Below are 22157 nucleotides of genomic sequence, written 5' to 3' on the forward strand. Positions count from 1 at the left end.
TTCGGTGACTGGCTGGTTTACAGCGAGATTTCGCCTACGATGCCGCGAGCATATATCCCTCCTGCAGATCATCGATTGCGGTCCCATTGATCGCGACCGAATATCCGCTTGTCGCGTCAACTCTCGAAACCGAAATCTCGTATCTGCCGCTGGGCAGCTCCAGCGCAACCGAGTAGCCGTCCCATCCGGCAGGCAATACAGGCTTGACGTACAACCGCCCGCTTTCGGTGCAAATACCGAGAATGCCTTCGATTGCAACACGATAGAACCACCCGGCCGAACCGGTATACCAGCTCCAGCCACCGCGGCCCCTGAGGTCGCCTTCTCCATAAACGTCGCCGGCGATCACATAGGGTTCGACGCGATAGGTATCCGCAGACGATTTGTCGAGTGCGTGGTTGATCGGATTCAGCATCTCGACAGCGCGCCAGGCGTCTTCGCCGCGGCCCATCCGGGCAAGGGCAAGAGCCGTCCACGTGGCGGCATGTGTGTATTGGCCGCCATTTTCACGGACGCCCGGGGGGTAGGCCTTGATCACGCCCGGATCATTGACCGGCTTGACGAAAGGCGGCGTCAGCAGGCGGATAAGCCTACCTTCGTTATCAACCAGTTTATCGAGGACTGCATTCATGGCCATGTTGCTGCGATCGGCATCTCCCTCGCCCGAGAGCACGCTCCAGGATTGGGCAATCGAGTCGATCTTGTCCTCCGCCGATTGGCTGGAGCCGAGAGGCGCGCCGTTGTCGTAGTAGCCTCGGCGATAATATTCGCCATCCCAGCCGGCCGTTTCGATCGCGGCTTTGAGCTTTTCAAGATGATCCGACCAACGGCTGATGCGTTGCGTGTCACCGCGCGTTTCGGCATAAGCGATGAAGCGGCGCAAGGCTCCTGCAAGGAACCAGCCCAACCAAACGCTCTCGCCGCGGCCGGCGATGCCGACACGATCCATCTTGTCGCACCAGTCACCACTCATCATCAACGGCAGGCCGTTGACGCCCGTGCGTTTGATCGCGAGATCGAGGCCGAGAGCAGCATGTTCGTAGAGCGAAGCGGTCTCGTCGGAAACACGCGGCTGCAGGAAGGCGTCGTACTGGCCGGGGCTGAGCTGTGCACCTTCGACGAAGGGCAGCATCTCGTCCATGATCGAACTATCGCCGGTCACCGTGCAATACTGGTCGACGGCATAGGCGAGCCAGACCGGATCGTCGGAGATGTTCGTACGAACGCCCGCGCCGCTGTCTGCCAACCACCAGTGCTGGAAGTCGCCTTCCGGGAACTGACGGCGGCCGGTATTGAGGATCTGATTGCGTGCGATTTCAGGCGAATGCAGCAGAAAGGCCAGCGAATCCTGCAGCTGGTCGCGCAGGTTCCACGCGCCGCTCGACTGGTAGAAGGCGGTGCGAGCCATGATGCGGCAGCTATAGGTCTGATAAGGCAGCCAATTGTTGACCATGAAGTCAAGCCGCTGGTCCGGCGTCGAGACACGTGTCTTACCGGTGAAGGTCTTCCAGAACCCACGCGTCTTCTCAAGAACGTCGCCAAAGCCGACGGAGCGTATCTCGGCGATGAGAGTGGCGGCTTCTTCCTGCGAGGCGGCGTCACCCATATAGAAGCAGATGTTGCGCACTTCGCCGGGCTCGATCGTCAGATCGAATGCCATGGCAGCCGCCGGATCTCCATCGAGGTCGACGGCATTGGAGAGCCGCGAGCCGGCCGAAACCGTGCGCGGCTGCTGGATCGTTCCGTGCCGGCCGATGAATTCGCGGCGGCTGGTGGAGACGCTCGACGGTGTTTCACTTGCCGCAAAAGCTGCGACACGCGTGCCGAAGTTTACGCTGAACGGATTTTTCGCAAAGACCGCTCCGCTCACGCTGTCGAAGCTCGATATGACGAAGGGCTTGCTCTTGGTCGGGTTGTTGCCGAGAATCCATTCAGCGTAGCCGTAAAGACGCAGCTTGCGTGCTTCACCCGCATCATTGCGGATGCGCAGCTGTGTCAGCTTGACGGGCTTTTCCATGTCGAGGGTCTGGGTGACCTCCAGAGAAATCTCGTCCTGAACCGTCGAAAAGATCGAATAGCCAAGCCCATGACGGGCTTCGAAACGCGTGTCTGCGCGCTGGGCCAGCGAGGCGTACGGCACGATGACGGAGCCACGATCAAGATCCTTCAGGTAGAAGGCCTCGCCCGGGCGGTTTGTGACCATGTCGTTGGTCCAAGGCGTCAGCTGATGGTCGCGGGAGTTCTGGCTCCAGGTGAAAGCAGCGCCTTCAGCCGAGACATGGAAGCCGAAATTCTCATTGGCGATTACGTTGACCCACGGATGCGGCGTCTGTTCGCCGCCGGATAGGCGCACGACATATTCGCTGCCGTCGGCCGCAAATCCGCCATAGCCGTTCCAGAAGGCAAGATCGCTGCCATCGACCGGCGGTATTCCGCCAGTGTCACGAACCATACGCGGCACCAGGGTGGAATCGCCCCACTGACCAAGCAGCGCAGGCGAACCGGAAACGGAACGAGCCTTCTGCACCTGATCGATGAGGCTGCCGTCGCGACCGCGCAGCACGACGCGCGAGGCGGCGATGATGGCGTCATAGGCCTCCGGAGCCGTCAGATCCTTGCGCAGGACGTAGATATTGCGCTGGATGCCGGCAACCTCGCTGGCGTGCCGCGCCGCGTCACAGAGCTGGTCGATGGTGCGCTGCATTTCGGCAGCCGTCTCACCGGTGCGCTCGTTGAAGATGACGAGATCGACCTCGACTCCGCGCGACTGCAAGAGGCCCTGCGCACGCAGCAATTCCTTGACAAGATCCGTGCCGAGCTCGTCGGTAATGCGCAAGGTCATCAATGGCGCATCGCCGGACAATGTCGCGCCCCAGAGAACAGACTGCGAATTCAGCCCCTTGCGGATGGCCTCGTTGTCTGCACGTAGCGCCATGTCCGGATAGATGATGTAGCGGGCAAAGCGCTGGTAGGCGGCCGCCTCCTTCGAATTGACGCCGATCTGGCGCAGCTGGCTCTGCGTTCTCGTCCAGGCCTGAACGAGACCCTGGGCAAAGCTTTCCGGCTGGCGATAGTGCTCGACCGCCGCCTCGAGTTCGGCGCGTTCGGCCGAGGCAATCGTCCAGAAGGTAACACTGACCTTCTCACCGGCCGGTACGCGAAGCGTCCGGCGCAGCGACAGGCAGGTATCCATCGTGAAGCCACTGGAATTGGAAAGTTCCGCACCGGCGTCGAAGGCCGCAGCCTCCGTCAGCGTGCGCCCTCGCCCAAGGAAGCGCATGCGATCCGTCTCATACTGTGTCTGCAGGCTCTCGCCCGACGTATCGACGATGAGATGGGCGATGGCGACTTCGGGATCCGTCACGCCGCGTTTCTGGCGCTCGACGAAGATCGCATCACCTTTGGTGGCAACCTCGGTTTTCAGGAACATGCGGGCAAAGACGGGGTGACCCGTATCGACGCCGTCGAGCGTGGCAACGGGCTCCATGTACGAGGTCACTTCGATGACCCGATCTTCCGTGCCGGTGTTGCTGATCGTCAGGCGGCGGCCTTCCGCATCGTAATTGCTTGCGACGAAAACTTCCATTTCGCTTGTCAGCTCACCGACGGTCTTGATGAACTCCGCCTTGTCGTCGCTGAAGCTGACCCGAACATGCTCGTTGGCAATCGAACGGGGCTCCGCGGTTGCAGACCACCATTCGTTTGATGCGGTGTCACGCATGAAGATGAACGAGCCCCAGCGATCCTCGGTCGGATCGGCACGCCAACGATTGACGGAGAGATTTTTCCAGCGACTGTAGCCGGAGCCGGTCGCCGTCAGCATCGTAGAGTAACGGCCGTTCGACAACAGCAGCAACTCGCGCTCGCGTGAGGCTGGATCTTCCAGGCGTCGCACTTCCGGACGCATCAGGTCGCCCTGGATGGTCGCGGGCGCATCGGTTTCGTGCTTCGAGGCCATGACGGGGATGTCACGGGGAGCCTTTTCCTGCAGCAACAGCTCGGCTGCCTCGATTACTGGATCCGCATGGAACAGCTCGCGCAACAGACCATCGAAAGCCACATTGGCAACCGCGGCAATCGACATGCCGTGGTGGTGCGCATAGTAGTTGTAAACCACCGCGCATTGCTTGCCCTCGGGCACGCGGCTTGCCGTGAAATCGACGGCATCATGGAAACCATACATGCCGAGCGCGCCAACGGCCCGCAACCGCTCGAGGTTTTCGAGGGCTGCGACCGGATTGTACTGGCTGGCGAGCAACGAGGCATAGGGCGCGATGACGGCGTTCTGTCCGAGACCGCGTTTCAGACCGAGCGTCGGCACCCCGAAGTTGCTGTACTGATAGTTCATCTGATGATCGCGGGCGTTGAAGGCCGCTTCCGAGATGCCCCACGGCGTGCCAAGCTTGCGCGCATAGTTCATTTGCTCGAGAACGATCAGATTGTTGGTCTGGTTGAGAATCCCGCCGCTACGCTCCTGCATGACGAGAGGTGGCATCAGATATTCGAACATCGAGCCGGACCACGAGACCAGCGCACCGCGCGTGCCGACGGGCACGACGTGGCGGCCGAGCTTGTACCAATGCTCCGTCGGCAAATCACCTTTTGCTACGGAGAAGAGGCTTGTCAGACGAGCTTCCGAAGCAAGCAGATCGTAGCAGGCGGCATCCACTTCTTCTGTCTCGACGCGGAAGCCGATCGACAGCAGCCGGCGCTCCGGGCGATAGAGGAAGCTGAAATCCATATCGAAGGCGATTTCACGAGCGCGATTTCCGATTCGGACCAGCCTTTCGCTGATATCAGGCACCTGGGCGGGATCGAAAGCCTTGTCGACCTGATGGAGTTCGCAGGTTTCTACCAGCTTCTCCGCCCAATGAACGACCTCCTCGCTCCGCGTGGTCTTGACTTCTCTGTCAAGGCTTCCGGCAAGTTCGCGGATTTCCCGAGCCTGTCCGGCAAATCGTTCGATGAGACCCGAGGAGAATTCCTTCTCGCGTTTACCGGTCGCGACCGCCGCTTCAAGCTCTGCGATACGGCCCTCGAGCCGGTCATGGAGGGATCGGTTCGACTGCGTATCGTCATCGAGATCGGAAAGCACCTCGCGCAGAATTGCCGCGACATCGCCGATGCCATCAAGATCGGTGTGGATATGGGCAAGAGGAGACTGAGCCCAGATACGGCATGCGGATGAAACGGCAATCAGATGGCCGGCAAAATTTCCGCTATCGACCGAGGATACATATTTGCGGCCCAGCGGCTTCAACGTGTCGGTATGATACCAGTTGAAAAGATGACCTCGATACTTTTCCAGCTTTTCGACCGTCTCGATCGTCTGTTCGATGCGCTTGACCGCGTCCTCAAACGAAATCCAGCCGAAACGACGCGCCGAAATGACCGACAGCAGATAGACGCCGATATTGGTCGGGGAGGTACGCATGGCAACCACGGCATGCGGCGTTTGCTGAACGTTGTCCGGCGGCAGGAAATGCTGATCGGGAACGACGAAGTGGTCGAAATAGCGCCAGGTACGTCTCGCGATCTTGCGCAATTCGTTGCGGACGTGGTCTGGCACGACGAGCCGATCTTCGGTTTCCGCCGTCTGGCTGACCAGCCAGGCGATGGCTGGCGACAGCACCCAGAGAAACACGAAAGGAAGTCCGACCAGCCAAGCGATGTCGCCGGAAGAGACGGCGAAGACCAGCGCCAGAATGGCGAGCAGCGGGGCGCGCCACATGACCTTGTAATGGCCGAGGATCGTCGTCTGGGCCATAGCCTGCGCACTTGCGGCGGTGCGCCACTGCAACATCAGTTTGCGGCTGACGAACATGCGGTAGAGCGAGCGCACAATCGCATCAGCCATGACGCAGGCGATGTCGGCGATGAAGATGATACGCAGCGCCACCTGGGCATTGGCATTCTCAATATCTTTCCAGACAGTATGGAGATGCGCCGGGAGGATAATGTCGCTGGTTCGCGGGATGATGCCATTGATCAGCGACAATGTCGGGGCAACGAACAGGCTGAAGATCAGCAGGATCTGCCAGATGAGCGCGCCGAAAGGATCCATCCAGTACCAACCGAGCACTGAAGCGAAAAACCAGGCGATCGGCGTCAGCGAGCGGCGCAAATTGTCGAGCATCTTCCAGCCGCCGAGTGCAGTAATGCCACGACGCTCGTCGAAAATGTAGGGAATAAGCTGCCAGTCGCCGCGTGCCCAGCGATGCTGACGCGAGACCTCCACTTCGTAGCGGATGGGGAAATCCTCCACCAGTTCGCAGTCCGTCACAAGCGCGCATCGTGCCATCGAGCCTTCGAGCAGATCGTGGCTCAATATCGAGTTCTCGCTAATCCGGCCCTTCAGCGAGGCCTCGAAGGCGTCGACATGATAAAGGCCCTTGCCGGTGAAGGTACCCTCGCCGGTGATGTCCTGATAAACGTCGGAAACCGCAAAGACGTAAGGGTCGAGACCACGATTGACCGAGAAGACGCGCTGGAAGGTCGATGCGTCCTTGCCCGTCGTCAGCGACGGCGTCACGCGCGGCTGCAGCACGCCATAGCCATCAACGACGCGCTGCTTCTTGTCGTCGAAAACCGGTCGATTGATCGGATGGTGCATCTTGCCGACGAGCTTCGTGACAGTATCGCGAACAACGCGCGTATCGCTGTCAAGCGTCATAACATATTTGACGTCTGCCGGCACAACATCGACGCCTGCGATAAAGCTCGTGTCCGAGCTGCCGCGCAGCAGCATATTGAGCTCGTGCAACTTGCCGCGCTTGCGCTCCCAGCCCATCCAGACGCCTTCGGCCGAGTTATATTGCCGGCGGCGATGCAGAAGATAGAAGCGCTGCTTGCCTTCTTCCGAATAACGTGATTCCAATTCGGCGATCTTGCTGCGCGCATAATCGAGAACGTCGAGATCGCGGGCGCTCTGTTCTTCCTCGGCATCCGGCCAGTCGGTCAGGAGTGCGTAGTAGATCTCGCCGCGGGCATTAGCAAGGTAATGCACCTCAAGATTGCGGACGAGTTCATCGACGTGCTCACGCCTGCCGATCAGGGAAGGAATAGTGACAAGCGTGCGGGCGTCCGCAGGCAAGCCCTTCTTGAATTCATAGCCGACGAGACGATCCGGTGTGATGAAGAAGGTGGCAAAGAAATTGAAGAGGCCGGTCGCACCCTCGGATGCCGGAAGCGCGAACATCAGCAGCAGAACGATCGTCGCAAACAGCGGCATTCCCGCATCGACGAATGCCCATTCGACCAGGACGAGCGCCAGCAATGTCAGGAGAAGCACGGGAACGGCGATCGAGAGCCAGTTCAGCTTGCGGACCACCCGCATGAATCGAAGGCCAAGCGTCGGCCGGAAGCCGATCTCCGCCTCCAGCGCCGGACGCCCGTTGCCCACGAAATAGTAGCCAACGTTGCTTGCAGATCCGTCCCCGCTCTCATTCTTTGCACGGTTGGTCAGCCGGACCGCAGCTTCGGCAATATCCATTTCCGTCTTGTCGGAGCGCTTTGCGAGCTTTTCGATCTGGCGGCGGTAGCTGTTGCGGGAGCCGGCATCGAGCTCGGCATAGTCCGTCTGCTGCCAGAGCAGCTTGTCGATGGTACTGACCTCTTCGACCCACTCTGACCAGTCGGTGTCGTTGATCTCTCGCAGGCTCTTGATGATGCTGCCCATCAGCGCATTGGCCGCGCCGAGGCGGGTCTGCTCGGCCGACATGACGGCTTCTGCATCCGTGCCCTTGGCGGAAAGCTTGGCCTCCAGCCAGTTCAACGCAGCTTCGGTTGGTTCCAGCGCATTGCGAAGCCGATAATGCAGCTGCGTGACGAAGGTCGTGTCGTCGAGATTGGCTGCCAGCGTCTCCAGATATTGTGCTGCGCCGGCGTCACCGAGCGAAACTACCTCGGTGGCCGCTGCATTGGCCGCCGCGCGCATTTCGCGGCTCTTATCGATCTGCGATGCCACCCGGCGAAGATTGTCGATCAACACATAGCGCACCAGCGAAGGTAACGCCCAGAGTTCGCCGATCCGCAAGGTTTCGCGGTCCTGGAACCCTTCGGTGACCGCGGTCATGCCGGCATTGCTGATATTGCTGTGCGCATGCGCCATGTAGAGCCAGGCAAGCGCGAGGGTGCGCGGCACCTCAGTGCCGTCGAGATTGATCTTGCGCAGTTCGCGATAGAATTTCTTCGGAAAGTCGCGGCGAACTTCCTGGATTGCCTCTTCGACGATGTAGTGGTTGTCGAGCAGCCATTCGGCAGCCGGCGTGATGCTTTCGCCAGCATCGACATCGGCAGCTGCGGCGCGATAGACCCGCAGAATCTCGTTTTCGTTCTCCTTATGCCGGAGATAGAAATCGAAACTATTGAATTTAAGGAGATCAAGCCTGCGAGTTTCTGCAAACTTTGCTGCCGTCGCTCTCAGTTGATGGTTGGACAAAAGAGCGGCGCGAATTCCGAATTCGCGATCCGAATGAGCCATCTGAGGAGTTGGAGCAGAATCGTTGACAGTATCTTTAGACGACATGTGTCTTTCGCTTTTCTCGTCGTTTCTCGAATGCAAAGTTCCAGAAACGAGAACCCGGAGCCCGAGATCTTCGTTGCAACACCCCAGCTAACCGCAACTGGGGCAATGATTGCCGCCTAACTAGCCGCACCACCCTGAACGCAGGATTAATTGTCTTGGCCGGCGGGCGACCTTGGCGGCCGTCGGAATTGCCGTCTTGAAGCAATCGGCCATTCTCGCTGAGCTTTCCTGCAAAGCTCCTTGAGGCAAAACAAAATCATCTTATTCCTGAATTATTGACACACGATCTGACGGCGTATTTGATCCAATAAATTCACAAGGGAATGAATTACTAGAAGGGGGAGCTTAAATGTCCGTGATCGCACCGACACTTTCTCATGTGCTTCAAAATATCGAGCGATTCAAGGCGGAGCTAGACAGCAGCGCTGACCTTCGGCGTCGCCTGGCATATGCTCGCGCTTGGTATGCACTTCAAACCGAAGATGGCAAGTGGCTCTTCGCGCCGATGAAGTTTTGTGCCTATAAGGATATGACGGCGAAGAAGTACGATGACAGACGGGATGGGCGTCGAGCGGAGAAGCAGCTACAATCCTGGTTCACCTCTGTGCCCCAAGCCGATCATCTCAATCAAGAGTTGACGGAAGCGCTCACGACATTTCTTGCCGGCTACGGCAAATCGCCGAGCACAGCCTGTCGGATCAGCGTAACCAGCGATTTCTATCAAAGCCAAAACAATCGATCGGCAGATGATCATGTTTTGACCAATCTCTTGATTGCTGTAGCAAGTCGCCTATCACCTGAGGAGCGCGTCAGACTGAGAGCCGCGCTCTAGGCCAGGATCCTAGCGTACTTTGCAGTTTTCAGCCGAACTTCGTGCCACTGCGTAAGCTTACCACGCAGAGGCGGCGAGACACACGCGCTTTCTATCAGGCCGTCGCCTTCCTGTTTTCTCCCTCGGATCCCATGATACTGATGGACGGACTGCGTGACCTCAGTAATGCGCTGAACCCTTAGGCGGAGCTCATCAATTATTTTGGCTGAATGCAGCCCATCTCGCATCTCAATCGCTAAGTTTTTGGCAGAGGGTCTCTCGGCCTCAAACGAGGCCGCGAGTTCCAATCCCTCTTGGGAGCAAAGAGATGGACGGCAGTGTATTACACATTCACAACAGTTTCCGTAAAAGAGATGGGGTTCCGATTCAAATCCTACCAACTGCAAACAGCGATCGGGCCAACAACATCCCTTGGTAGCAGGCACTCCAAGACTGTAACGCGAGGAATACGGAAACGATCAGCACTTCAAATGTTACCAATGCGGGTAAAAGGATATTCGGCCAATTGAAAAATCCAACCGGTTGAGTGGTTTGAGCTGTCGTATCCTCAATCGACGCTCTCGCGATTTTTGAAATTCGATTCGCTGTGGCGCTCTCATTTTAGGCGCTCGGGCGCCGAATTTGGCCGCCCCGAGCGCGGTTAGAGAGATGTTGAGCCGCCCTTCGGTTGCCATTTGGACACAATAGTAAACAACCGAACTGTCATAATTCATTATTTGTTAGGTCCGGATATTGCCTCCCGCCTTCTGGTTGATATTTCTGCCTTGCTTCTAACATCCGAAGGAGATTCCGGAATGCGGAAATGGGCGGCGATTTTACCCTTGGTTGTCCTCAGCGCCTGTGCAGGGCCGTCTGATGGGCCAAGCGCCCTCAACATTCGCAATGCGAGGATGCCCGGCACGCAGCGGCAGATTCCGGTCGTGCCGCTCTCCGAAGCTCCGATGGGTGCACAGGTTGTTGTGCCGTCCTATTCGTCCACCGATCAGGGGCTTACGAGCTTGCGCTCTGGCGGCTTTTCGGATGCCCGTCTGCGTCCGGGCGACGTATTCGACGTAACGGTGCTGGATACCGGCGAGGATGGATTGTTGTCTGCCACGCAGAGCAAATCGCTCAATCTCGGTCGCTTCACCGTCGATTCCCGCGGTTTCGTTACCATGCCCTATGTCGGCAAACAGCGCGTCATCGATTCGACCCCGGAAGGGCTGCAGTCCAAGATCGTCACCGCCCTCAAAGGTTCCTCGGTCAACCCTCAGGCCGTCGTCACGGTCGTCGACAAGCCCTCCAGCGCCGTTACGGTCGATGGCAAGGTTCGCTCTGCCGGCCGTTTCCCGTTGACGGCCCGCGGAGAACGCGTGCTTGACGTTCTTGCGCTCGCCGGCGGTGCATCGTCTGCGCCGGCCAACACGACCGTGACGCTGACGCGCGGTTCGCAAAGGGCGAGCGCGCCGCTGGATCGCATCCTTCAGGATAGCAAGCAGAACGTGCGCCTCTTGCCTGGCGATCAGCTGTTCGTCAGTGGCTCTTTGCAGACCTTTACTGCGCTCGGCGCCTTCAAGAGCGTCGGCGAGTTCCCGCTTGAGCCCGGCCAAACTACCTTGGCGCAGGCGCTTGCCCGCGCCGGCGGCCTGCTCGATGACCGCGCTGACTCCCGCAACTTCTATCTTTTCCGGAACCAGAAGATCTATTCGCAGGTTGCTTCGAGCCTCGCCAAGAGCGCCAGCGCTCCGACCATCGTTTCGGTCAAGCCGGTCATCTACAGCGTCAATCTTAAGCAGGTCTCGAACTTCGTGCTGATGCAGCAGTTCAAGATGCAGGATGGCGACACAATTTTTGCCAGCAATGCAGACACGGTCGATTTTGCCAAGCTGTTGACCGTCTATCAAAAGAGCGCGCCGACGGCCGCGGCCCCGCTTCCTGGCAGCTCCGCCTCGAACTGACAGGGTTGGAACTAGACCGCCTCGATCAAGGCAAGGGCCGCCATCACATTCGGCGGCCTTTTGGAAGGCGCCGGGTCCGCTAGATGTCGGGCAGTAGCCCTGATCTGAACGATCGATTCCTGGGTCTCGTCGCAATGGTCCAGAAGCAGGTTGATGACGCGTCCGGCCGAAAAGAGGTCGGCGCTGATCTGCATGGCGGTGTCGCCTGAAACCTCTGGCGCGGTGAAGCCGGGCGTCGCCGCCCTGGCAATATCGAGATGGCGGTATCGGGTTCCGCACTCTACCGCGGTACCGAAATCGGCAATCTTCAAGCGATCGAAATTTCCTTCGCCCAGCAAAAGGTTAGCTGGTGAAATATCGCCATGAATGTAACCGGCGCGATGGATTGCGCTCAGCCCGGCAAGAAGGCATTTTGCGGCCGCCTTGACATCGGTCGCTGAGATAGGACCTTGCGCCAGCCGTTGCGACAAGGATGGTCCGATCCATTCCATAATGAGCGCCGGCCGGCCATCGGTTAGTCTTATTGCGCATTGAGCGGAGGCAAGGTCCCTACTGCGAAACGTCATGCCGATGCTTGCTTCACGTAGCAGTAAGGCTTTGGCGGTTGCTTCATTTGCCCGATCCGGTGGGATGGTTTTCATGGCATGAAAGGTGCCAAGATCGCGATGGCGCAACCGACTGATTTCCGTGCGCTCGTTGCGGTGTACAATCGCTTCGACAAGAAAGGTATTTCCGATGAAAGCCGGTTCACCCTCGGGAAGGTAAGGCAGGCGTCGGTCCAATGCATCGCGCAATTGATCGATCAGAAGATCGCTCACCTCTTTTGGTCGTTCGGCTTCGCCGTCATAGGTGAGCAGCTGCAGCAGCTCCGCAAAGCTTGCCGCGATTCGTCTGATATCCGCGTCGCTCGTATCTCCACTCATGTTACGCCAACGACGATGGCGCTGACATTCTCGCGGCAGTTCGCGATAAGCGCTTCCTGGATCAGTGCTTCCGCCGCTCGTTCCAGCGGTGTTTCGAGTAGGATCTCGGCAATGACGCGATCGGTAAGGGTCCGGGAGAGCGGGCCGCTTGCAAGCAGAAGCCGGTCGCCGCGCTGAAGCCGGTCACCAGTGGTTTCCGAGATAAATTGATCCTTCAGCCCTAGGGCACGGCCGAGTGTACGCCTGAGGCCGATCTCGATGTGGTCGCGGGTCAACAACCGCATCATTCCATCGCGCATCAAATAGCACCGCGCATCTCCTGCCCATATGGCGACAAATTCGCCATTGAGCAATGTGGCGCTGACGACACTGGCGATGGGAGGCTCACGCTCCGCGGTTGCGCCCTTGGCGCGCAGGATCGCGTGGGCGTGGCCGAGCTTGCTCTTGATATCCTGTAGCAAGAGGTGCAGCTCATCGCGCTGCGGGATACCGGCGAGGATTCCCGTTGTTATCCTCGCCGCTTCGATGGCCCCGAATCCATCGCCGACACCATCTGCAATCGCGAAGATATGCGGCACGGCACTTAGAAGAAGTGCATCGGCATTCAACGAAAGACGTGTTCCGGCGTGACTGGCATGGCTGTATGCTATCGCAAAATCTGCTGATCCTACCTTCGCCGTTTGCGGCACTTCGATCGCGGCGGTAGCAACGGAAGATATCTCGGGTTCGGCGGCGACTGGAACTTTCGGGGCATCCGCCGTGACGAGCTTGACGAAATCCTGGGCTGCGGGAGCGGCTGCGGTTCGGAACCCCTTGCCTTGCCGCGTGCCGGGATTGATACGCCACCAGAGCGAGGCCGGTGCCGGAGAATTGCTGATTGCGGCAGACTGCATTCCGGTCGATTGCTTGTCGATGAACGGTGGACGAAGCCGCGTGATGCCTTCGAGGAAACGCTTCATCTCGAAATCGGCCTTGTCGGAGGTCTCCGCCAAGGCTTCGGCGGCGGTGAACCAGCTGTCGTCTTCGCAGAGATCGCGGAGCTGGCCCGAAAAGTGCGGTAGCTGAGCGGCGATAATCAATGGGAAGCTGCGGCCTACGCGATCGCGGCTGGGCAGGAGGACACCCGCTATGGCAGCCGGCGCCCAGACGCCTTTGTTCACGACGAAGCGCCAAGGGGACATCGCGTGAAACGGCCGGCGCCAATCCGGCCCCAATGCGGCTTCCAGGGCAATCAGGCCGCGTCGAATCCATTGATCGAGTTCGCCTTGCAGCCGGGAGCCAAGTGCGGCGGAGACGAAATCGCCGTGGGTCGGCAACTTTCCGAAAAAGCCGACCGCATCGGCTTGCATCGGCGATTGGGTGCGGGCGAGCGGTTCGTTCATCGGCCGACCGTCAGAACTGCGCCGGGCAGCTGAAATCGGACAATGCCTGCAGCCGGAAGGGATTGAGCACCGAACCGAATTGCACGTCGAATTCCGCCGTCTGGCCCTTGTCTTCAAATCGAGCTCGGAAGAGATCGGGGGCCTGGACCGTCACTTTGGCGGCATCGAACAGTCGGAAGGGCGACCAGTCGCCGGACTGTGTCATAGCTTCCTGCCAGCCTCCCGGCAAAAATGCGATCTGAGACTGGTTCGCTGCACCGGCCGCCGGCCAAGCAATGGATTTAGGCACGACACGTCCGTGGTTGTAGACGACGCGCTCGCCCGCGATATCCATGATTACGGCATTGGCCGAATCCGATAGCGACACGGGCTTGATGTTGATCGAGATAGCCGGTTTCTCGCTACCGGCAGGGAAGAAAGCATGCTCGATCTTGCTGGCATTTTCGAACTGGGCGATAGCCTGACTTGGGATGCTGTCGCCGCCGAACGTGCCACGCCAGCCCCAGGGCTGCGCGCTCGTGTCGACGAAGGCTTCTAACCGGCTCTTAAAGAAAGATTGGAACAGCCCTTGCGGCCCGAAGAGCCGCACAAAGTCCGCCATGGCGATATCCTGGCTGGAAGATCGATCGAAAGGATAACGGCCGTTGACGATACGGGCGCAGAGATCGGCGCCTTCGCTTGCCCAAAGATCGTTGACGCGGCTGCGTGCCGCCTTGACTGCCAGCGAACCAATATCGGTTGCGACTGCGACCATCCATGCGTCTGCCGGTGTCGGCAGCCCTCGGGCCTGCTGCACCAGATCCTGATTGGCATTGGCGAGCTGACCGCCGGCATCGAAGACGCGTGCGACCTCTGCCGTCGAGTTCGCAGCGCGCGACAACTGGCCGTAGATGTTCTGCAGGATTGGCTGGAGACCCTGGATCTGCGAACGCGGGTTATCGCTGCCGCTGGCCTTGCCGTCCTGTGATGCCGGTTGTGTATTGGCGACATTCGCCTCGAGCGCGGCTCGCAGCGGACCGTAAGGATCGGGCGCGCTGACAGCGCCCGTAGTGGCGGCGGTCAGAGCTGCGTCCGGAACATCGTCTAGCGAGGCAACTTCTGCGCGTGCTGCCGGACGCAGGTCGGTGGCGCTGGCAATGGATTTCAGCGCCATTTCAATAGGGCTTGGATTGGCTGCCAGGATGCGCGCCGTCTCGGTCGCATCGGCAAGGGTGCTCGACGGGCGTACCTGCAGATCAGCAAGCAGCGAAGACCATTGCTGCTGGAATGCGTCGAAATAAAGCTGCAGCGTCGCCTGGGAAATCGCGTCCGCGGTCATTCCCGGAGGCGGTGCACCGCTGTCGCCGCGAACCCATTGCTCGTTGAGCGCTTCCGAGGCGGCGGTCGCGACCATCGGCAACACAACGTCACGATAGCCCTTGCCCGTGAAAATTCCTGGAATGCCCTCACGCAGCGTTGCCTTGGATTTGCGCTCGAAAATCTGGGCTCCGAGCGGTCCCAATGCGTCGGTGGGGAGCCAAGCATCAAGCTGGCGAGCCTGCCGAGAATGGATAAGGATATCATAGGCTCGGGCTGCAAGACTTTGCGAGTGGATCGTTTCCCGTGCCTTGGCAATCAGGGCATTGTCCAGCTCGATTGCGGGCAGGCTGCCCGCTGCCATGGCCTCTACGTGAGCAGCCAGCGCTTTGCGCGTGGCCGAGCGTCCTTCACCGGGGTAAAGTGCTGCAAACATGTCTTCCGATTGCTGCGAGACGAAATCCCTGTCGGACGGCCCCAATCCACCCAGCATGCCGTACAACTTCAAGGCGTCGAAGGTCTTTTGAACATCCGAGGTCTGCTTGAGCTCATTTTGAAGTGCAACGAGCATACGAGGCAGAAGCAGCGCGTTCAAGGCGCGCTGATAGGCTCCGCGCTGGCGGCTGGCGATCTTATCACCTTGGTCGAGGCCGAAACTCGTGGGCCAGACGCGCGCCTCGTCGAAACCGCTGTTGACCGAGCGCAGATTGTCGAGCGCCGGCAGGATCCGCAGGAAATCAGCATCGGTCACGTCGCGGACTTGAATGCCGCTTGCGAGTTTCTCGTAATTGTCGATCCGCCGCTCGGCTGCGGCGATCGCGCGCGAGTTCTGAAAATAGGTTGCCGTCCAGCCGGTAAAGACGATCGCCAGCGCGACGGCGGCGGCGCCATAGGCGATCCGCCTGATCATGGCTTGCCGGCCCGACAGGCGTCTGTCGCGGGCAACCAGCGACGCCTCGCCGAAGATAACCTCCTTGAACAGACGCGACAGGAAATAGCTGCGCCGGGTGCGCGGCGTATCCGTCTCACGGCTCTGCGTGCCCGAAGCGAAATAGACGCCGCGAACGAGGGGGGATTCGATAAGGTTGGAAGAGGCGCAGAGTTCGGTCAACAGCTCCTGAAGACGCTCGCCCAAAGAGGCAAGCTCAGCGGGGAAGCGGAAGATGCGGCCGCGTACCTCGATATTCGGCTCCTGCTGCAGGCGCTCGATCAGCATGGCATCGACCCGCTGCTGCAACAGCGCGAACTCTTCCATGAAACGCTCGGGCAGGTTCTCGCCTTTGTAGCTCTCGTCGAGATCGAAAGTCGTGCCCCAGACCTGCTCGCGATCGGTCTTTGCCAGGCCGTCGAAGAACTCGACAAAACCGGTTAGAAGATCGGCCTTCGTCAGGACGACATAGACGGGTACGCGCGCATGCAGGAACTCGTCGAGCTCCGACAGGCGTTTGCGAATGGAACGCACCTCCTCGAGCTGCACCTCCTGCTCGCGGCTGAGAAGGTCGCCGATCGAGAGGGTGACAAGGGCGCCGTTGATCGGCTGCGAGCGGCGGTATTTGCGCAAGAGCCCGAGAAAGCCTTCCCATCCGGCCTTGGACGCACCATTCAAATCGTCCTGCGTGGTGTAACGGCCAGCGGTGTCGATCAGGATCGCCTCGTCGGCGAACCACCAATTGCAGTTGCGAGTGCCTCCGGCGCCCTGCACCGAATTGCTGCCCATCGCATCGCCGAGCGGGAACTTCAGACCCGAATTGGTGAGCGCGGTCGTCTTACCCGATCCCGGCGCGCCGAAGATGACATACCAGGGCAGTTCGTAGATATAGCCGAAACGCTTCTTGCTGATGCGGCGCAGAAGTAGCAGGGCTTCCTTCAGGCGGCTATGGATTTCGCCCACTTCCGCCTGCTGGCTGGCCGCGTCGTCGGCAATACCTTCTACGAGAGCCTTGTCCCGTTTGCGGGCGCGCAGGGTCGTGACCAACATGTAGATCAGCCAACCCGCTATGATCACGCCGATCGCGATCATCCGTGCGCCGGTGCCTGCCAGCGGCTTGAAGCTGCCGTAGCCGGCCATGGAGCCGTAGAACCAGACGACGACGCAGATCGCCACGACCCAGATCAGCGATATGAAGCGCTGACCGAGCAGACCGGCATAGGCCGAGACGTAGGCGCGAAGCGTATAAAACGCGCCAAGCGGATTCATCGGGCTTCTCCTGTCGTCGCAGATGTCGCCGGCGCATTACCGCGTGGCGTCTGTGGCGTTGCCTGCGGATTGAGGGCGGCATCGCCGAGGCGTTGTGTTGGGTCGGTCAGCACCAGGATCTCCGTCCGGCGGTTGGCCTCGCGTCCTTCCGCCGTATCGTTGCCTGCCAGCGGATCGCTGTCGGCGCGACCTTCGGTCAAGATGGCATCCTTGCCGGTATAGGCAGCCAAGATATCGCCGACGGCGCGGGCGCGGGCTTCTGAAAGATGCCAGTTCGACGGAAACTGAGCCGTGCGGATCGGCACATTGTCGGTATAGCCGACAACGACGGCGCGGAATTTTTCTGAAGCCAATGCCCCACCGATGCGCTGCAGGAGATCCCGGAATTTATCGCTGACTTCGGCGCTGCCCGTGTCGAACAGGCCGGAATTATTGATGCGCACCAGCAGCCTGCCATTGGAATTCGACAGAGTGACCAGCTTGCGGTCGACTTCCGGCTGCAGGAAGGCGAGCAGATTGTCGAGCGGCGTTGGTTGCGCCTTGACCGGTGGCGGTGTCTCCGGCTGCTTCCTCACAGGCGGCGGCGTCTGTGCGACTTCTTTGGGCTTGGGAGCGTCGATCAGAACGCTTGGCATATCGCGCGGCGGCAGGTTGGCCAGGCGCTCAAAGGTTGCGTCGGAGGCGTTGTTAAGCGAAAGCGTGAAAAACATGTAGCCGAGCGCAAACAGAAGCGCGAGGACGGAAAGGATCGTCCAAAGCGCAACGGCCGTGCGCAACGGCTTGTGGCGCGCCGAAACGCCGCGCCAGTGCGGCGATAGCTCGCGTTCGAAAACGCCATATTGACCGAGCAGGGTCTTATAGAGGCTGTCACGGATGCGCCCAAGTTCCAACGATCCGCGCGGCGAAACGCGCGTGCGGCCTTCGAAGGCGAGCGACAGGCAGAGATAGATGAGAAGCAGCAGGTCCTTATTGGTGCCCGGGCTCTGCTGGAAATGGTCGAGCAGATCGAAGACGCGATCGCCCCCGGTCACGTCCATGTGGAAGGTCGAGACCAGGCCGGATCGCGCCCAGCCGGCGCGCACGCCCCAAGGCTTGCTTAAAACGACATCGTCAATCGTCGCACAGATGACATAGTGCGCCGCGCGTGCCCGCTCCGGGCTGATGCGCGCACTCGCAAGATCGCGCTCATAACGTCCGACTGCATCGATCGTCACGCGCCTGAGCTCGGCAATGTCGGGCTGTTCTTCGGTGTTGCGCAGGCTGTGGGCGAGATTGAGCAATGGTGCGGCCGAGCGCACGATGGTCGGAACATCATCACCGCCAAAGCGAAAGCCGCGGATCAACGCGTCGACGGACCAGCCGCCGGCTGCATTGCCCGATTTGCCGTTTGGCTGCTTATCCAGCTCCTCATCGAGAATATCGGCCATCTTGCGGGCGGCTTCGTTCTTGCGCGCGCCGTCCTCGGTCAGCTCGATGATCGTCGGCAGCTCGTGCCAGGGTGTTGAGCGCGGTGTGTTCATTCTCTGAGAGCCCACAGTTCCATCTCCAGGCCAGGGAAGTCGCCCGCAAGATGCAGCGCGATCGCGCCGGAGGTATCAAGCTGTTTCCAAAGCGGATTTTTCGTATCGAGTTCGAAGTAGATCGTGCCGGACCGGTATGGCAGCTGCCGCGGCAGCACGGGAAGCGGCCTGGCGGGAATGCCGGGCAGCGCGACATTGACCAGTTCGGCAATCCGCTCTACAGGTCCGATCTTGATCTGCGCGGGCAGCTTGCGCCTGACATCTTCGGCCGACATCTCGGCGCGAACCGCAAGCACAAAGCCCGCATCCTTGAGCAGCGAGCGGTCGTTGATGGTACCGACGCGCACGTCGTGACGCCGTTCGATGAGTTCGATCGCAACGGCGGCCTGCTCGAGCACTGCGGAAAGCGAGGCGCGCAGATCGTTGAACACAGCGGCAAATGTCGCCTTCAGATCGTCATGGCGATAGGGTGGGAAATCGGTGGCCCGCTTGCGATCAGTTGTGAACGTGGCGAGTTCGCCGGCTAGCTGAATGCATTCCTCGTAGAAGATGATCGGATGCATGCGCGAAGCATTTGCCGCAATGTGGCGTAACATGGGGTCGGCGCGATTGAGAATATGCAGCAGAAAATAATCGCCCACTTCCGCAGTCCCACGCACCGTCGGATCGCCAATGCGCTCGGCGATCGCCTCTGCCCGATGCCGCACGATGCCGAGCAATTCGGTGATGAGTTCGTTCAGCCGCGCTTCGGCCGCACAATTCAGCGAGGGAGCGATGTAGTCCGGATCGAGAATGACCGACCGGTCGGAACGAACCTCGATGATACGGGCAAGGCCGATCAGATCGTAGCCGGCCAGTTCGTCACCGGTCTTCAGGTAACGCAGACTCAGTCGGCCAACATCGATCGGCGCCATGAAGTCGGTCTCCAGATTGGCGTCCGGTGCCTCGTATTGCGAGGCGGTGATGCGCACGCTGTTGCGCATGGCGCTGCCATTCATGGCGACATCGGCTCTGCCAGGCTGACGGCTAGGCAGGGCCAGATAGACGATAGCGTTCTTCGTGGAATCGTCGAGCTCCAGGGGGGGCGGCAGATCCGCATCAACAGGCGCTTCGAAAGGCGTGCCGTCGGGCAGGATGCCGCGCAGGTTCGACAGTGCAAACTGGCCGATCGAGAGCGCGCTGCGATCGATGCCGATCTCTGCAATGCCCCAGGGGTAAGGTGCAAGCCCCCGCGCAGTCGTTCGGACCAGCCGCTCCGTCCAGCGGTCGGCCTGCTGAAAATGCTGCACGCGAAGGAACATGCCCTCGCTCCAAGCCACGCGATTTTCGTTCTTCATCGGGTGTTGCCCGTCCTCTCTGCCAAACTGGTGGTATCGTCTTCGTCGCGGCCGTCGGCGGAGGCGCTGAAGGCCTCGGCCAGCAGATCGCGGACCGAAATGCTTTTGCCGTCCCTTTCGAACTGCGCGCGGTAGGCCTTCCAGTAATCGCCGTTGCCGCGCCAAAGCGCCTTGCGCTGGGAGGCATCGACATGCGCCTCGACCATGCGCGGCTCAAACATCCGATGGGCCTCACGAACAAGGTTTTCAAGACCGGCGTTAAGCGTGGATTGCCTCGAAATGAGCGATCGAAGGCGGTCAGCGAGTTGCTCCGTCCGTTCGCGGCTGAACAGCGAAGCGGATGCGTGAGTCCGGTTGTCTTCAATTCCAAAAACGGACGCTTCGTCATCGAGTGTCTGCTCCAGCGTCGAGACCAGTGCTTCAAGCTGTCGCAGCGGATCGAATTGCAGCGCAAAACTCGTATCGTCCGCGCCTTGATCCGCATCATCGACGACACGCATATCGTTGGCCGGGATGATCGCTTTGGCAGTCTCGGCGACCTCCGATCCGGAACTGCGGGCAACGGCCACGGAAACATGTGTCGCTGCGCCATGTTCGAGCTGGCTGCCCAGCTCGAATTCCGAGTTCCAATCGTCCGGAAGTACCGGCTTGATGCCGTTGACATCAGGTGGACCGTTCCAGCCGATATCAACATTCCTGCTTGGCGACTTGCCTTTTTTCGATGATTGCGGAAACGCGGTGATCCAGTCGTCGCCGGTCCGCTGGCCAAGCACCCCAGTTGCCGTGCCGCCGCCAGGCGCGATGTCAGCAAGGATCGACGAGATCGTCATGGTTTCATCGCTGAGACGCAGGCCGTCTGCGGGATCCTCGATATCGCGGTCGGCTTCTCCGGTGATGACGACGGTGAAGGCGATATTGCCGAATGCGATCTTGGATTTATCGGCAAGCCTTGCCGTCTCGCCTTCCAGAATGGTAACGCCATCCACGCGGGTCCCGTTGGCGCTCTGGTCGCGCAGGAGGAAGCCGGCACGATCGCGTTCGATCACGCAGTGAACCTTCGAGATCGAACGCTGTTGATCGGTAACCTGCCAGTCGCAATCCGGCGACCGCCCGAGCGTGCGCTTGCCACGCTCGAAGCACCACCCCTTGCTGGAGCCTTCTCCGGATGTTTGCCGCAGTTCAAGCCGCATGGAGGCCTCCCTGGTCGGATTGTCCCTGCGCCTTATGTGGCTCGGCGATGATAGCATCGCCGCTGTCGCGATCCGCCGCGGCAATGCGTGCCCAGCTGTTCCATCCAAGCCTCGGTGGATCACCGCTTTCGCCGAGCCGGCAGAAGGGGATATGTTCCTTCTTCAGAACCACCTGGATGTCGAACTCGAGCGAGGGATCGACATAAAGCCGCGTCAGGGCAAACAGCGCATCGATATTGGCGCTGCCCGGGGCAAGAGATCGGTAATCCTCATAGTCGACAGGCCCGACAACGACACGGAAGCTGCCGCCGAAATCATGGATTGCAGCGCCCGCCATTGAGTTGATGCCGAGCTGCACGCCCTGCGGCTGCCCCATGCGGCTGCGCTCGCTCTCGGGAATGGTAAGCCATCTGCCTTTGAACAGTTCGATCGCGACAGGCAGGCCGCTGAACTCCTGCAGCATGGCCTGCAGGTTGACCGCATTGCGGGTCCGCGCCGCAAAGAAGCCGGAAAATCTGAGGATCAGTTCGTCGTCGGGGCGAACCTTTTCCTTCAGCCGCGCCGTACCGAAGCCTGCCAGCGAAAATAGCGTCTTGATGAAGGCATTGCCGTTTCTGTCCGGACTCCATCGCAGCCGCCGGGCAAGGCGATATTTCTCGCTCGCATCGACGAATAGCTCGGCGAGGCGGCTAGTGAAGAGATCGAAGAAGCTCGAAAGGCCATGAGCGCGATTGCGCTCTTCGCGGATGACCAGCTCATTGTAACTCGGCGGCATTGCGCCGAGCGGGCCGAGCAGGCCAGCCATGCTGGCCTTGACCGACCCCGTCGCGCCCTTCCTCTTGAAATCGCTGACGGCAAGCGGAGCCGGCGAAACGCCAACGGGTGAGGACACGGTCAAATGATCGCCAGCCGCGTGCTGGGCAACGCGAAACGCCGTCGACGGTTCGAAGCGACCGGGGTCGCGTTCGAGCAGCGCAGCAAGCATTTCGCTATCACTTGGCCGGAACTGGTCCATC

10 protein-coding genes are annotated in these 22157 nt (G+C 60.0%); 2 read left to right on the forward strand and 8 right to left on the reverse strand.

Annotation, left to right across the window (positions count from 1 at the left end; genetic code table 11):
- Positions 1-34: 34 nt before the first annotated feature.
- On the reverse strand, positions 35-8527 hold the full coding sequence (locus AC13QE_RS26535; protein WP_488485950.1) for a glycoside hydrolase family 94 protein: 8493 nt from the start codon (positions 8525-8527) through the stop codon (positions 35-37).
- Positions 8528-8876: 349 nt separating this feature from the next.
- On the opposite strand from AC13QE_RS26535, the gene AC13QE_RS26540 reads away from it, so the two are divergent.
- Both AC13QE_RS26540 and AC13QE_RS26545 read left to right on the forward strand, forming a co-directional pair.
- A complete protein-coding gene (locus AC13QE_RS26540; protein WP_488485951.1) occupies positions 8877-9359 on the forward strand; it encodes a hypothetical protein in 483 nt (160 codons plus the stop codon).
- Between the two features lie 794 nt (positions 9360-10153).
- Positions 10154-11296 (forward strand): polysaccharide biosynthesis/export family protein, encoded by a 1143-nt coding sequence (locus AC13QE_RS26545; RefSeq protein ID WP_488485952.1) that lies wholly within the window; start codon positions 10154-10156, stop codon positions 11294-11296.
- An 11-nt stretch (positions 11297-11307) separates the two neighbouring features.
- Here the strand turns inward: AC13QE_RS26545 and AC13QE_RS26550 are convergent, their stop codons facing one another.
- From AC13QE_RS26550 to tssG, 7 genes are read right to left on the reverse strand one after another with little or no spacing between them, the layout of a single operon-like run.
- Positions 11308-12219 (reverse strand): protein kinase domain-containing protein, encoded by a 912-nt coding sequence (locus tag AC13QE_RS26550; RefSeq protein ID WP_488485953.1) that lies wholly within the window; start codon positions 12217-12219, stop codon positions 11308-11310.
- Positions 12216-13601: a type VI secretion system-associated protein TagF gene (gene tagF, locus AC13QE_RS26555; protein WP_488485954.1), complete on the reverse strand. Its 1386-nt coding sequence runs from the start codon at positions 13599-13601 to the stop codon at positions 12216-12218. Before tagF ends, AC13QE_RS26550 begins: the two co-directional genes overlap by 4 nt.
- 10 nt (positions 13602-13611) lie before the next feature.
- Complete coding sequence (gene tssM, locus AC13QE_RS26560; protein WP_488485955.1) at positions 13612-17094, reverse strand: type VI secretion system membrane subunit TssM; 3483 nt, start codon at positions 17092-17094, stop codon at positions 13612-13614.
- Positions 17091-18614 carry a type VI secretion system protein TssL, long form gene (tssL, locus tag AC13QE_RS26565; RefSeq protein WP_488485956.1) on the reverse strand — a complete coding sequence of 508 codons (1524 nt, stop codon included), beginning with the start codon at positions 18612-18614 and terminating at the stop codon, positions 17091-17093. Before tssL ends, tssM begins: the two co-directional genes overlap by 4 nt.
- Positions 18611-19951 carry a type VI secretion system baseplate subunit TssK gene (gene tssK / locus AC13QE_RS26570; protein WP_488485957.1) on the reverse strand — a complete coding sequence of 447 codons (1341 nt, stop codon included), beginning with the start codon at positions 19949-19951 and terminating at the stop codon, positions 18611-18613. Before tssK ends, tssL begins: the two co-directional genes overlap by 4 nt.
- Positions 19948-21141, reverse strand: coding sequence for an FHA domain-containing protein (locus AC13QE_RS26575; RefSeq protein ID WP_488485958.1), 1194 nt, complete (start codon positions 21139-21141; stop codon positions 19948-19950). Before AC13QE_RS26575 ends, tssK begins: the two co-directional genes overlap by 4 nt.
- Positions 21131-22156: a type VI secretion system baseplate subunit TssG gene (tssG, locus tag AC13QE_RS26580; RefSeq protein WP_488485959.1), complete on the reverse strand. Its 1026-nt coding sequence runs from the start codon at positions 22154-22156 to the stop codon at positions 21131-21133. Before tssG ends, AC13QE_RS26575 begins: the two co-directional genes overlap by 11 nt.
- Between the last annotated feature and the right edge of the window lies 1 nt (position 22157).

The sequence above is a fragment of the Martinezella sp. CNPSo 3957 genome (genome assembly GCF_057784395.1).

Excerpts from the sequence above, each read along its gene's own strand:
- tssM (WP_488485955.1), bottom strand. The coding sequence starts at position 17,094 with ATGAATCCGCTTGGCGCGTTTTATACGCTTCGCGCCTACGTCTCGGCC.
- tagF (WP_488485954.1), bottom strand. The coding sequence starts at position 13,601 with ATGAACGAACCGCTCGCCCGCACCCAATCGCCGATGCAAGCCGATGCG.
- AC13QE_RS26550 (WP_488485953.1), bottom strand. The coding sequence starts at position 12,219 with ATGAGTGGAGATACGAGCGACGCGGATATCAGACGAATCGCGGCAAGC.
- tssL (WP_488485956.1), bottom strand. The coding sequence starts at position 18,614 with ATGAACACACCGCGCTCAACACCCTGGCACGAGCTGCCGACGATCATC.
- AC13QE_RS26535 (WP_488485950.1), bottom strand. The coding sequence starts at position 8,527 with ATGTCGTCTAAAGATACTGTCAACGATTCTGCTCCAACTCCTCAGATG.
- AC13QE_RS26540 (WP_488485951.1), top strand. The coding sequence starts at position 8,877 with ATGTCCGTGATCGCACCGACACTTTCTCATGTGCTTCAAAATATCGAG.
- tssG (WP_488485959.1), bottom strand. The coding sequence starts at position 22,156 with ATGGACCAGTTCCGGCCAAGTGATAGCGAAATGCTTGCTGCGCTGCTC.
- tssK (WP_488485957.1), bottom strand. The coding sequence starts at position 19,951 with ATGAAGAACGAAAATCGCGTGGCTTGGAGCGAGGGCATGTTCCTTCGC.
- AC13QE_RS26575 (WP_488485958.1), bottom strand. The coding sequence starts at position 21,141 with ATGCGGCTTGAACTGCGGCAAACATCCGGAGAAGGCTCCAGCAAGGGG.
- AC13QE_RS26545 (WP_488485952.1), top strand. The coding sequence starts at position 10,154 with ATGCGGAAATGGGCGGCGATTTTACCCTTGGTTGTCCTCAGCGCCTGT.